This window comes from Microbispora triticiradicis (assembly GCF_005864065.1).
GTDB lineage: Bacteria > Actinomycetota > Actinomycetes > Streptosporangiales > Streptosporangiaceae > Microbispora > Microbispora triticiradicis.
On record NZ_VANP01000007.1, the window covers coordinates 42,370 to 55,056 of the forward strand.

10 protein-coding genes and 1 tRNA gene are annotated in these 12,687 nt (G+C 71.2%); 6 read left to right on the forward strand and 5 right to left on the reverse strand.

What is annotated here, in order from left to right:
• Window positions 1-96 precede the first annotated feature (96 nt).
• The 3 genes from fdh to nrfD are packed head-to-tail and all read left to right on the forward strand — an operon-like array spanning window position 97 to window position 4,990.
• Window positions 97-3,270, forward strand: a complete 3,174-nt coding sequence (gene fdh, locus FED44_RS19275) for a formate dehydrogenase (protein WP_154956582.1) — start codon at window positions 97-99, stop codon at window positions 3,268-3,270.
• A complete protein-coding gene (locus FED44_RS19280; protein WP_138461528.1) occupies window positions 3,263-4,012 on the forward strand; it encodes a 4Fe-4S dicluster domain-containing protein in 750 nt (249 codons plus the stop codon). Before fdh ends, FED44_RS19280 begins: the two co-directional genes overlap by 8 nt.
• 54 nt (window positions 4,013-4,066) lie before the next feature.
• Window positions 4,067-4,990, forward strand: a complete 924-nt coding sequence (nrfD, locus tag FED44_RS19285; protein ID WP_167521522.1) for an NrfD/PsrC family molybdoenzyme membrane anchor subunit — start codon at window positions 4,067-4,069, stop codon at window positions 4,988-4,990.
• A gap of 165 nt (window positions 4,991-5,155) precedes the next feature.
• Here nrfD and FED44_RS19290 read toward each other — a convergent pair whose 3' ends face one another.
• Complete coding sequence (locus FED44_RS19290; protein WP_138461530.1) at window positions 5,156-5,767, reverse strand: hypothetical protein; 612 nt, start codon at window positions 5,765-5,767, stop codon at window positions 5,156-5,158.
• Between the two features lie 109 nt (window positions 5,768-5,876).
• Here FED44_RS19290 and FED44_RS19295 point away from each other — a divergent pair, with 109 nt between their 5' ends.
• A complete protein-coding gene (locus tag FED44_RS19295) occupies window positions 5,877-6,590 on the forward strand; it encodes a response regulator transcription factor (RefSeq protein ID WP_279633890.1) in 714 nt (237 codons plus the stop codon).
• Between the two features lies 1 nt (window position 6,591).
• Window positions 6,592-7,965 carry a sensor histidine kinase gene (locus FED44_RS19300; protein WP_138461531.1) on the forward strand — a complete coding sequence of 458 codons (1,374 nt, stop codon included), beginning with the start codon at window positions 6,592-6,594 and terminating at the stop codon, window positions 7,963-7,965.
• Here the strand turns inward: FED44_RS19300 and FED44_RS35850 are convergent.
• From FED44_RS35850 to selD, 3 genes are read right to left on the reverse strand one after another with little or no spacing between them, the layout of a single operon-like run.
• A complete protein-coding gene (locus tag FED44_RS35850; protein ID WP_167521523.1) occupies window positions 7,962-8,111 on the reverse strand; it encodes a hypothetical protein in 150 nt (49 codons plus the stop codon). The genes FED44_RS19300 and FED44_RS35850 overlap by 4 nt on opposite strands.
• Window positions 8,111-8,254: a hypothetical protein gene (locus FED44_RS35855; RefSeq protein WP_167521524.1), complete on the reverse strand. Its 144-nt coding sequence runs from the start codon at window positions 8,252-8,254 to the stop codon at window positions 8,111-8,113. The genes FED44_RS35850 and FED44_RS35855 overlap by 1 nt, the downstream gene beginning before the upstream one ends.
• A gap of 29 nt (window positions 8,255-8,283) precedes the next feature.
• Window positions 8,284-9,297, reverse strand: coding sequence for a selenide, water dikinase SelD (gene selD, locus FED44_RS19310; RefSeq protein WP_138461532.1), 1,014 nt, complete (start codon window positions 9,295-9,297; stop codon window positions 8,284-8,286).
• A gap of 93 nt (window positions 9,298-9,390) precedes the next feature.
• Here selD and FED44_RS35860 point away from each other — a divergent pair.
• Window positions 9,391-9,484: transfer RNA gene (locus FED44_RS35860), tRNA-Sec, on the forward strand.
• Window positions 9,485-9,896: 412 nt separating this feature from the next.
• Here the strand turns inward: FED44_RS35860 and FED44_RS19320 are convergent.
• Window positions 9,897-12,665, reverse strand: a complete 2,769-nt coding sequence (locus FED44_RS19320) for a caspase family protein (RefSeq protein ID WP_138461535.1) — start codon at window positions 12,663-12,665, stop codon at window positions 9,897-9,899.
• Window positions 12,666-12,687: the final 22 nt, after the last annotated feature.

Sequence of the window (12,687 nt, forward strand, 5' to 3'; positions counted from 1 at the left end):
CTAATGCCCCCCGTACGCGCTCTACACCCGATCACCCCGGAACCTTTGGGAGTTCTTCGTGATTGAACCTGGAGCAACTGGGGCAGTAGAGGCGTCATGGGTGCTGGATGGCTCTCCCGATGGCCGGTGATCCGGCAGCTCAAGGGAGAGGACGGCAGGGGGCGGGCGGCGCGCTCGCCGCGTACGGACGCCCTTCGCCCCAGGGTGGAGGACGCCGACACGGTGGCGCGCTCCGTCTGCCCCTACTGCGCCGTGGGCTGCGGCCAGCTCGTCTACGTGAAGGACGGGAAGGTCACCCAGATCGAGGGCGACCCGGCCTCGCCGATCTCGCGCGGGCGGCTGTGCCCGAAGGGGTCGGCCAGCAAGCAGCTCGTCACCCACCCCGGCCGTCAGACGAAGGTCCTCTACCGCAGGCCGTACGGCACCGAGTGGGAGCCGCTCGACCTCGAGACCGCGATGGACATGATCGCCGACCGGGTCGTGCGGACCCGGCGCGAGACCTGGCAGCAGACGCACGAGGGGGAAGAGGTCAGGAGGACTCTGGGCATCGCCAGCCTGGGCGGGGCGACGCTCGACAACGAAGAGAACTACCTGATGAAGAAGCTGTACACCGCCCTCGGCGCGATCCAGGTGGAGAACCAGGCGCGCATTTGACACTCCTCCACCGTCCCCGGTCTGGGGACCAGCTTCGGGCGTGGCGGCGCGACCCAGTCCCAGCAGGACCTCGCGAACGCCGACTGCATCGTCATCCAGGGCTCCAACATGGCCGAATGCCATCCGGTGGGGTTCCAGTGGGTGATGGAGGCGCGTCAGCGCGGCACGAAGGTCTTCCACATCGACCCTCGGTTCAGCCGGACCAGCGCGTCGGTGGACCGGTATCTGCCGATCCGCGCCGGAAGCGACATCGTGCTGCTCGGGGCGCTGATCAACTATGTGCTGTCGAACGGGCTCGACTTCCGCGAGTACGTCCTCGCGTACACGAACGCGGCGACCCTGGTGAACCGGGAGTTCCGCGACACCGAGGACCTCGACGGCCTGTTCTCCGGCTATGACGAGGAGACCGGCAGGTACGACCCGTCCACCTGGGCGTACGAGGGCGACAGGCCCGAGGAGGAGGAGCTCACCGAGGGCGGCCTGCACCACGCCGAGGCGGCGGGGTCCGACTCCTACGGTGCGCGCGGCGCGGGATCGAGCGCGACGCCGCCGTCCGACCCGACGCTGACCGACCCGCGCTGCGTGTACCAGATCCTGAAGAGGCACTACTCCCGCTACACGCCCGAGATGGTCGAGGAGCTGTGTGGCATCCCGCCGGAGCGGTTCCGCGAGCTGGCCGAGGCGGTCACCGCCAACTCGGGCCGCGAGCGGACCACCGCCTGGGTCTACTCCGTGGGCTGGACGCAGCACTCGGTGGGCGTGCAGTACATCAGGGCCGCCTCGATCCTGCAGTTGCTGCTCGGCAACATGGGCCGTCCGGGCGGCGGGATCATGGCGCTGCGCGGCCACGCCAGCATCCAGGGCTCGACGGACATCCCGACGCTGTTCAACCTGCTGCCGGGATACATCGCGATGCCGCACGCCCACCGCCACGACGGCCTCGACGACTACCTGGAGCGGGAGGGCTCCGACACCGGCTGGTGGGGCAACCGGCGGGCGTACGTCGTCAGCCTGCTCAAGGCGTGGTGGGGCGACGCGGCGACCGAGGAGAACGACTACCGCTTCGACTACCTGCCGCGGCTCACCGGCGACCACGGCCACTACTCGACGGTCATGGGCCAGATCGACGGGAAGGTCAAGGGCTACTTCGTCGTGGGGGAGAACCCCGCGGTCGGGTCCGCCAACGGCAAGGCGCAGCGGCTCGGCCTGGCCAACCTCGACTGGCTGGTCGTCCGCGACCTCGTGACGGTCGAGACCGCGACGTTCTGGAAGGACGCGCCCGAGATCGAGACCGGGGAGCTGCGGACGGAGGAGATCGGCACCGAGGTCTTCTTCATGCCGGCCGCGACCCACGTGGAGAAGGAAGGCACCTTCACCAACACCCAGCGCCTGCTGCAGTGGCGGGAGAAGGCGCTCGACCCGCCGGAGGACTGCCGCAGCGACCTGTGGTTCTACTACCACCTCGGCAAGCGGATCAGGCGGCGGCTCGGCGACGACGACATCGACCGGCCGGTGATGGAGCTGACCTGGGACTATCCCGAGATCGGCGAGCAGCGCGACCCGTCCGCCGAGGCCGTGCTGCGGGAGATCAACGGCGCGGACGCCGACGGCCGTCCGCTGGCGTCGCTGCGCGAGCTGAAGCCGGACGGCTCGACGAGCTGCGGCTGCTGGATCTACTGCGGGGTGTACGCCGACGGGGTCAACCAGGCGGCCCGGCGCAAGCCGCACACCGAGCAGGGTCCCGTCGCGCTCGAATGGGGCTGGGCGTGGCCGGCCAACCGGCGCATCCTCTACAACCGCGCCTCGGCCGACCCCGAGGGCCGCCCGTGGAGCGAACGGAAGAAGTACGTCTACTGGGACGCCGGGCAGGGCCGGTGGGTCGGCCCCGACGTGCCGGACTTCGAGGAGGACAAGGCGCCCGGCTACGTGCCGCCGGAGGGGGCCAAGGCGCAGCACGCGCTGGCCGGCACCGATCCGTTCATCATGCAGTCGGACGGCAAGGGCTGGCTGTACGTGCCGTCGGGCCTGTCGGACGGGCCCCTGCCCACCCACTACGAGCCGCACGAGTCGGCGGTGCGCAACACGTTGTACGGGCAGCAGTCCAACCCGGCCCGCCGGACCATCGACCGGCCGGAGAACCCGTACAACCCGGCGCTGTCGCCCCGGTTCCCGTACGTCTTCACCACCAGCCGGTTGACCGAGCACCACACGACCGGCGCGATGAGCCGGCCCCTGCCGTACCTGGCCGAGCTCCAGCCCGAGGCGTTCTGCGAGGTGTCCAGGGAGATGGCCGAGGAGCTCGGCCTGGAGAACGGCGGCTGGGCGACGATCGTCACCGCCCGCACCGCGATCGAGCTGCGCGTGCTGGTGACCGGCCGGGTACGGCCGCTGCGGATCAACCGCAGGACCGTCCACCAGGTGATCATGCCCTACCACTGGGGCTACGGCGGAGGCGGCGTGATCACCGGGGACGTCGTCAACGACCTGGCGTCGGTCGTGCTCGACCCGAACGTCTACATCCAGGAGAGCAAGGCCGGCACCTGCGACGTCCTTCCGGGACGGCGCCCGCGCGGCCAGGCGCTGCTCGACCTGATCGAGAGGTACCGCCATGGCTGAGCAGATGGGCTTTTTCACGGATACGACCGTCTGCATCGGCTGTAAGGCGTGCGAGGTGGCATGCAAGGAGTGGAACGACGTGCCCGACGACGGGTTCGTGTTCCGCGCCACCTCCTACGACAACACCGGTTCGCTCGGCGCCAGCACCTGGCGGCACGTCGCGTTCGTCGAGCAGGACGGCCGCTGGCTGATGATGTCGGACGTGTGCAAGCACTGCACCCACGCCGCCTGCCTCGACGTCTGTCCCACCGGGGCGTTGTTCCGCACCGTGTTCGACACCGTCGTCGTCCAGTCCGACGTGTGCAACGGCTGCGGCTACTGCGTGCCCGCCTGCCCGTACGGGGTGATCGACCGCCGGGAGGACGACGGCCGGGCCTGGAAGTGCACGCTCTGCTACGACCGGCTGCGCGGCGGCATGGAACCGGCCTGCGCCAAGGCGTGCCCGACCAAGTCCATCCAGTTCGGGCCGCTCGACGAACTGCGGGAGCGGGCCCAGGAACGCGTCGAACGGCTGCACGCCGAGGGCGTGACCGACGCCCGGCTGTACGGCGAGAGCCCGGACAACGGCGTCGGCGGCACGGGCGCGTTCTTCCTCCTGCTGGACGAGCCGGAGACGTACGGCCTGCCGCCGGACCCGGTGGTGACCACCCGCGACCTGCCCGCGATGTGGCGCTGGGCCGGCGGCGCCGCGCTCGCCCTCGCCGCCGGCGTGGCGGTGTGCTTCGCCGGGAGAAAGCCGTGATCGTCTCGGTGGGTGCGGTTCGGTGGGTTCGGTGGATTCGGTGGGGAGGATCTGATGCCGAAAGGCCAGGGTGAGGTGGTGCCGGAGGCGCCGTTCCGGTCGTACTACGGCCAGCCGGTCGTCAAGCAGCCCATCTGGCACGAACCCCACATGCCGACGTACCTGTATCTGGGCGGACTGTCCGGCGCGGCGGGCGCGATGGCGGCGGCCGCCCGCCTGGCCGGGCACGACCGGCTCGGGCTGGCCGCCCGGGCCGCCGCCTTCACCGCGGCGAGCGCCGGCACGGTCTTCCTCGTCGCCGAACTGGGCAGGCCGGAACGCTTCCTGAACATGCTGCGGGTCTTCAAGCTCACCTCGCCGATGAGCGTCGGCTCCTGGACGCTGGCCGCCCACAGCGGGCTCACCGGCGTCGCGGCCGGATCGGCGGTGACCGGCCTGCTGACCCCGGTGGGCGACGCCGCGTCGGTGGCGAGCGGCCTGAGCGGCCTGGCGATGGCGACGTACACGGCCGTCCTCCTCGCCGACACCGCCGTGCCGTCGTGGCACGAGGGGATGCGGGAGCTTCCGTTCCTGTTCTCGGGGAGCGCGCTCGCCTCCGCGGGCGCGGCCCTGATGCTGACCACCCCCAGGGCGCAGGCGGGGCCCGCCCGCGCCGCGGCGGTCGCCGGCGCCGTGACCGAGGTCGTGGCCGGCGAGTTGATGGAGCGCCGTCTGGGCCTGCTCGGCGAGCCGTACCGGACGGGCAGGGCGGGCAGGCTCATGCGGGCCTCACGCGCGCTCACCCTCGGCGGCGGCCTGCTCGCCACGGTCGCCGGGCGCAGCCGGACCCTCACCGCGCTGTCCGGGCTCGCGATCACCGCCGGTGCCCTGTGCACCCGGTTCGGCGTGCTGGAGGCGGGCCGCGTCTCGGCCAAGGACCCCAGGTACACCGTCGTCCCCCAGCGTGACCGCCTCGACGCCAGCCGCCCCGGCCGCTAGTGCTGTGACTGGAAACGATCACCGGGTTCACGCGTAGGCCTTCGATGTAGCTCAGTGCGGTACAGGCGGATGCTCGCACGCGGCTGACCGGCGGAGACGTCCCGCCGGCGAGGTGGCCGGCGGGACGTTCGCATGGAGTGGTCAGCGCCTGCGGCGAGTCGTGTGTCAGTTCGGCGTGACGGCCACCGGAGCGTCGTCCCCGGCGCGCACGTCATCCATGCCCTCACCGGGCTTCCCGGGCGGGGGGCACTTGGCGTGCGCCTGCTTGCCGTCGGCGTAGCTCTTCTCGTCGCTCGTGCCGAACTCGCCGCTCTCGTCGCCCTTGACGTGCACGATGCAGACGGCGCCCTTGCCGGGCAGCGGGGGCTCCTTGCAGAGGATACGCAACTTGCCCTTCGGGGCCTCCTTGCCGTCCACGAAGACCTTGCCGTCCCTGAACGTGTCCGTTCTGAACGTCTCCCCCTTGAACTTGCCGCCCTTGTCGGCCTTCTTCATGATGCAGACGACGCCCTTGCCGGGCAGCGGAGGCTGCGTGCAGAGGGTGCGCAGCTTGCTCTTCGGGGCCTCCTTGCCGTCCACGAAGACCTTGCCGTCCTGGTCGACCCTGACGGTGGTCCTGCCCTCCCCCATAGCCGCCGGCCCGCCCTTCACGGCGCAGCCGAACACCGGCTTCGGGGCACCGGTGGAGGTCGCCGACGCGGCCGTGGCGCCGCCGACGCCGACGCCGAGGCCCACCGTCATGACGACCGCCGTGAGGATCCTGCTCCTCTTCTTCATGCTCTGGACACTCCCTAGATCGGCTGCCCGTGAGGGCTGCCCGTGATCGGTGACGGAACGCTCAGCAGTTTGGGCCCCTACACCTGAAGCGATCCTGAAGAGGAAAACGATGATCTTCATGTTCGCCTTAGGTACGCACCTCCACCCTGTCGACGTGCGCCTACTTCTGGTGGAAGACGAACGCAGGCTGACCGAGCTGCTCAAAGACGGCCTGACCAAAGAGGGCTTCGCGGTCGATCTCGCCCACGACGGGCGCGAGGGCCTGTGGATGGCGACCGAGCATTCGTACGACGTGATCGTGCTGGATGTGATGCTGCCGTTGCTGCACGGCTATGGGGTCTGCGCGAAGCTGCGGGAGGCCGGGAACTGGACGCCGATCCTCATGCTGACCGCGAAGGACGGAGAGTACGACGAGGCGGAGGCGCTGGACACCGGCGCGGACGATTATCTGACCAAGCCGTTTTCGTACGTCGTACTGCTGGCGCGACTCAGGGCACTGGCCCGGCGTAAGGTGCGGGAGCGGCCGACGGTGCTGACCGCCGGGGACCTCCGGGTCGATCCGGCGGGGCTGAAGTGCAGTCGCGGGGACGTGCAGATCGCGTTGACGCCCAAGGAGTTCGCGATCCTGCACTGCCTGACGCGGCACGCGGGCGAGGTGGTGACCAAGGCCGAGCTGCTCGCCCAGGCGTGGGACTTCGCGTACGACGGCGATTCGAACGTCGTCGAGGTCTACATCAGCGCGCTGCGCCGCAAGATCGACAAACCGTTCGGACGGACGACGCTGAAGACCGTGCGGGGCGTTGGCTACCGGCTGGAGGGCTGACATGGGCGTCCGTCTACGCACGACGCTGACGGCCACCGCGGCGGTGGCGGCGGCGCTCTGCCTGGCCTCCATCGCGCTTTTCGCCGCGCTGGACTCGAGCCTGACGGCCTCCACCAAGGAGTTGGCGGCGAACGACGCCAAGGAACAGATGCGAGTTCTGAAGGCGGAGTCGGGGCCGGGTCACGCGGGGGACGGAAAGGGAATGGTGCCACCGCTTGAAAAGGGAGCGGTGCCGCCGGGCGGGGAGGGACCGCTGCCGGGCTCGGCCGCAATCGGCGAAGACGACGGCCTTCCGGTGCCCGATGAGGCCGTTCTCGTGGTCAGGCGGACGTTCGAGACCGAGGACGGCCCGGTCACCGTCTTCGGAAAAGCTTCCAAGGCACCCGCGCTGGCGGCGATGACCACGCTGAGGAACCTGCTGATCCCGGGGGTTCCGGCGCTCCTCGCGGTGGTCGCGCTGTTCACCTGGCTGGCGGTCGGCCGAGTGCTACACCCGGTCTCCGCGATCAGGGCGAAGGTCGCCGACATCACCGCGCACGGCCTGCACGAACGCGTGCCGGAGCCGGACACCCGAGACGAGATCGCGGCACTGGCCCGTACCGTCAACGCCACCCTCGACCGGCTGCAGACCTCCGTCGACGCGCAGCGACAGTTCGTCGCCGATGCCGCACACGAACTCCGCAGCCCACTGGCGATCCTGCGAACCCGGCTGGAGCTGGCCCGGCCCGCCGAGAAGCCGCTGGCGACTGCGGCACTGGACGATGTCGCACGCCTCCAGTCCCTTTCCGCCGACCTCCTCCTGCTGGCCCGGCTCGACGCCGGCGAACCCCTGCCGCGGGCCGAGGAACTGGACCTGGCCCAGGTCGTCGCCGAGGAGGCCGTCCGCAAACGCCCTCGTCCGGACGTCCACGTGTACCTCGACCTCACCCCCGACCTGCTCCTCCACGGCTCCGCCGACCAACTCCGCCGCCTTGTCGCGAACCTCGTCGACAACGCGGTCCGCCACGCCTCCACGTCAGTCCACGTCACCCTCACGGCTCCGGGCGACCAGGCCGTCCTCGACGTCGTGGACGACGGCCCCGGTATCCCCCCGGAACACCGCGCCATCGTCTTCGACCGTTTCACCCGCCTGGACCACGCCCGCACCCGGGACACGGGAGGCTCAGGGTTGGGGCTGCCGATCGCCCGGGATATCGCGCGGGCTCACGGGGGGACTCTTCAGGTGGTCCCGCACAGCCCGGGCGCGAGGCTGCGTGCGGTCTTCCCGTTGTCCGGGAGGCCTGCGGCGTACCCGCTGGGTGATCTCGCGGTGCGCGCGCCGTCGCGAACGCGCCTGACGACCACCCGGCCCGATGCCGGTCACAGCACCAGCTAGTGCCGGTCACCCTGCGCCGGTGACGGCTCGGCGCGGGTCGCGCGGTCGAACAGCTCGAAGAGCTCGTCCGCGCGGACGCCGGGATCGAGGCCGTCGACGACCCGCTCGGCCATCGTGTCGATGGACGCGCGCAGAGCCGCGCCCATCACTCCGGGGAGCCGCCCAGGCGCGCGCTGCGCGAACAGCCGACCGCACGCGCGGCGGTCCACGCCATGCTGCGGGCCACCGCCGACGAGATCACCCGCCCGGACACGCCGCACTTGGCCGCCTGGGACGCGATCACCTCCACGCCGTCACACATCGGCGGTTGACCCAATCTCAGGCGAGTCGCAGGACGGCGGCCTCGCGCGGGACGAGTTCGCCGACGATCGGCGCGCCGGGGACCTCGCCGGCGACCAGGAGGCCGCCCGAGGTCTGGGCGTCGGCGAGCAGGAGCAGGTCCTCCTCACCGAGGCCGCCCGGGTCGAGATGCGGGCGCACCCAGTCCAGGTTGCGGCGCGTGCCGCCGCTGACATAACCGTCGCGTACGGCCTGCCGCGCGCCCTCCAGGTAGGGCACGGCCGCCACGTCGACCACCGCCGTGACGCCGCTCGCCCTGGCCAGCTTGTAGAGGTGGCCGAGCAGCCCGAAGCCGGTCACGTCGGTCGCGCAGCGGGCCCCGGCGGCCAGCGCCGCCCGTGAGGCGTCCCGGTTGAGCGTCGTCATCACCTCGACCGCCTGCGGGAACACCTCGCCGGTCGCCTTGTGCCTGGTGTTGAGCACGCCCACGCCGAGCGGCTTGGTGAGCGAGATCGGGGTTCCCGCCCGGCCCGCGTCGATGCGCAGCAGCCGCTCGGGGTCGGCCAGGCCGGTGACCGCCATGCCGTACTTGGGCTCGGGGTCGTCCACGCTGTGCCCGCCCGCGACGTGGCAGGCCGCCGCCCGCGCCACGTCGAGGCCGCCGCGCAGCACCTCGCGGGCGAGATCCATGGACAGGGTCTCCCTCGGCCAGCCCAGCAGGTTCACCGCGACGACCGGTTCGCCGCCCACGGCGTACACGTCGGAGAGCGCGTTGGTCGCCGCGATCCGCCCCCAGTCGTACGGATCGTCCACGACCGGGGTGAAGAAGTCGGCGGTGGCGACGACCGCCCTGCCCCCTTCGATCCTGACCACGGCCGCGTCGTCGCCGTCGTCCAGCCCGATCACCAACTCGTTGGCGTACGCCGACGGATCCGGGGCCACGAGCCCGGCCACGATGCTCTCCAGCTCACCCGGGGGGATCTTGCAGGCACAGCCGCCACCGTGCGCCTGCTGGGTCAGCCGCAACCCGGCCCGTTCCGTCGTCTCGGTCATGCCTCCCCCGTCCGGGTCGTCGTTCACGTACGCCGCGCCGCCGCCGTGGGGGCACCGCCGGGTCCCTACCCCGTTCCGGCTAGGTTTCTGCCTGGAGGTGTGTGGGTGCCTGGTGGCCCCCGCGGTCTTCAAAACCGACGAGGCCGAGGTCCTCGGCCTGGCGGGTTCGATTCCCGTCCACCTCCGCTCATCATGTCCCTTCGTACGTCAGGCCTCCCCCCGGTCTCCGCCTGCCAGCGAGGTGCTGGGCCTCGTGACTTGGCGCGGCGCGCGGACCACCCGAGAGGCAGTGAACGGCCAGCTCAGACCAGGTGACGGGTCCATGTCGTGGTGGATCTGCCGCTTGATCAGCGGTGAACCTGCCGGGCCATGCGTGGTGATTCCGCCGATCCGGGCGACCTCCGTCAGAGGAGCCCGGCGCCAGGCAGGGGACAACGCAGGGACGGCGCCGACCGCGGCCTGCACCGACCCGGGCCTGCTCGACGCGTGGGTTCGGCACGCTGTCAGCGCGACCTCGGTCGCGGATCTGTTCGCCGAAGAATCTTGATCGGGCAACGTACGGGGGACGTGTTCGCCGTACCGCTGGCGCGGGGGCGTCTTCAGTCGTGTGATGAGCGGGTTCTCCCCGCCGTGTAGGCGGCGATCGCGACCAGGAGGGCCGCGACGAGCTGGAGGATCAGATGACCCATCGTGTAGGGGATGACGAAGGGCGAGAAGTCGCGGTTCGCCATACCTCGGTCGGCGACTCCCTGGAGGACGCCCGCGACGAGGGAGAGCCTGGCGGCGGCGAGGAACTCCGGTCGCCCGCTCGCCGGGCGGATGCCGAGTAGCAGCACGACGAGCAGAGTGGGGAGATAGAAGCGGAGCACCTCGGCCCTGCCAAGGTCCAGCACCACGAGTACGGTCGCGGCGGCGCCGAGGACGAATGCGATGAGGGCGCGGGTGTCGCGTCGCTGCTCGATCACGCGGACGACGAACAGGCAGAGGCAGACGGCCGACACCACCATCGCTCCCCACCACTGCGGCGTCTCTCCGGCGCCGCGAGTGATGCGTTCGGGAGAGACGAAGTGGGCCACGACCACCGCCACGGCGACCAGGCTGACGGCGCGGTCCCCTAACCATGACCACCGCGCCGTTTCCGGCGCGTCCTCCAGCATGACGACCACGAGGATGAGCAGGGTTCCCGCCGCCGCGATCCACATGCTCCAGCCGCTGCCGAACTCGGCCGCGAAGAACGCCAGCAGACCCAGCATGACCGCGCCGAGACCGGCGGCGAGCCCACGGGCGATCTCCCGGGCGGGTCCGTCCGAAGGAAGCAGGCCCGTCCCTAGCGCGGCGGCCACCAGTAGCCATTGCCAGATCACGGCGACCGGGGTCAGCCAGGAGAGCGGCGCGCTCGCCAGCAGGAAGGCCGCGGGGAGGGCGAGCGTCCGAAGATCGAAGGCTCGGCCGTGCGGCCGGAAGGCTCGGAGGAGGCGGTTTCCGGGGCCGGTCACACCGCCGGACGGGTTGGGCGGCTCCGGTGTCTCCGCCTCGGAGACAGATGACGCGGACGGGTCCGAGGACGGCGGCTTGACCACGGTCGCCGATGCCGGTGCGGATTGCGCCGACTGCGATGACGATTTCGGTGCCGGGGGCGCGAGCTGGGCTTCCGATACCGGTGCGGGAGGCACGGACGCCGCTACCGACGCCGACGCTGGGAACGCGGATCGTGCCGCCGAGGCCGGCGAGGAGGATGTGGGGGTGGGACCTGCGGAGGCCGACGCCGGCGCGGGAGGCGGGGACGCCGGTAGCGATGTCGGTGTGGACGCGGCGGACTGCGGTACCGAGGCTGGGGCGAGAGGTGCGGACGCCGGTAGCGATGTCGGTGTGGATGCGGCGGACTGCGGTGCCGAGGCTGGGGCGGAAGGCGGGGGCTGCGGTGCGGGTGCGGGTGCGGGTGCAGGGGATGCGGGTGCCGGTGCCGGTCGGGGTTTCCTGGCGGTGGCGAGGGCTTCGGCGGCGGCCTTGGACACCATGCGGCTGTCGTCGTCGGCGAGTTCCTCCAGGGTCAGGCGTGCCGCCAGAGCGAGGCCCTCGTGCCTGCTCCGCAGCAGGCGCCGCAACTCCTCGACGGCCCCGGCGCGGACCCTGGGGATGGAGTTGTCGATGACCGCCTGAAGCTCCACCGGCAGGGGAGAGGGCACGGTGACCGGGCGGGCGCGCCGCGCGACGTAGAGATCGCCCTGCAGGTCGAACGCCCACTTCCCCGGGGTCTGACCAGGTGTCGTCCTCCGGACCTTGTCGTAGACGTAGTCGTACAACTCGTCGATGCCGACGTAGCCGTCCTGGTCGTGGTCGGCGTCCCCCGACTCCAGCCCTTCCACGAGAGCACGGGTGAACACCGACGGCGCCTGCTCCTGCGTGTCGGCGAGCTCGGTGCCGTCGAAGGCGTACTCCATCGCGTTCGACGCGGTGATCACCACGCGGCCGCGGCCGCCGAACTGCTCCTCCACGTGTACGCCCGTGCCGGCGCGGGGCAGCGCGCCCCGTGCCCACGCTCCCGCGTAACAGCAGTCGAGCAGCAGGATCATGCGCCTCGACCGGCTGCGGCTCATCCTGCGGTTGACGAACTCGGCCGAGACCGCGGTCGCCCCCAGGCGGTTCAGCTTTGTGCTGGGCGTGGCGAAGTACAGCTCTCCGTTGTCGTCCTTCACGCCGTGGCACGAGAAGTGCAGCAGCAGCACGTCGTCCGGAGCGCGGTCGGCGAAGAACTCCTCGACCATCTCGCTGACCACGTGCGTGGGCTCGTTGAGCAGCGTCCTCACCTGGAAGCCGCCGATCGCGGGATCGCCGAGCACGCGGGCCAGCGCCTCGGCATCGCGCGCCGGTGCGCGCAACCGGCGCAGCCCTGGATCGCGGTACTCGTCTCCGGCCACGATGAGGGCGGTCCGTTTGGCGGCGGGGGCGCCGGCGTCCCCCTGCCGTCCGCCCTCGTGCCGCCGCACCCACAGATCGGTCAGCCGGCGTTGCTCGCCGGACGGCACACCGGTCAGCTCGATCGCGTCGCCGTCGATCGTCAGCTTCGCGGAACGGTGCTGGTTGCGGGTCAGCCAGGCCGTCACCGCGTTCACGACCGCGGCGAGCAGCTCGGTACCCGCAAGAGAGACCACCAGGCCGCCGAGGGAGAACGACAGGACGGCCCTGGCTCCGGGTGGCGGCGGTGCCCCCGCCTCGTTCTCGGCCGCCAGCACGTCGATCTCCAGCAGCTCCGCCCGGAGCCGCGCCGTCAGGTCCTCCAGTTCGCGGGGGTCCGCGTTTCCCTGGGCGTCCCCCTGGGCGCCTGCCCCGGTGATCCGGATGGTCAGCCGGGTCGTCTCAGCGGCCATGTCGCGGATCCCCCCTTACTGT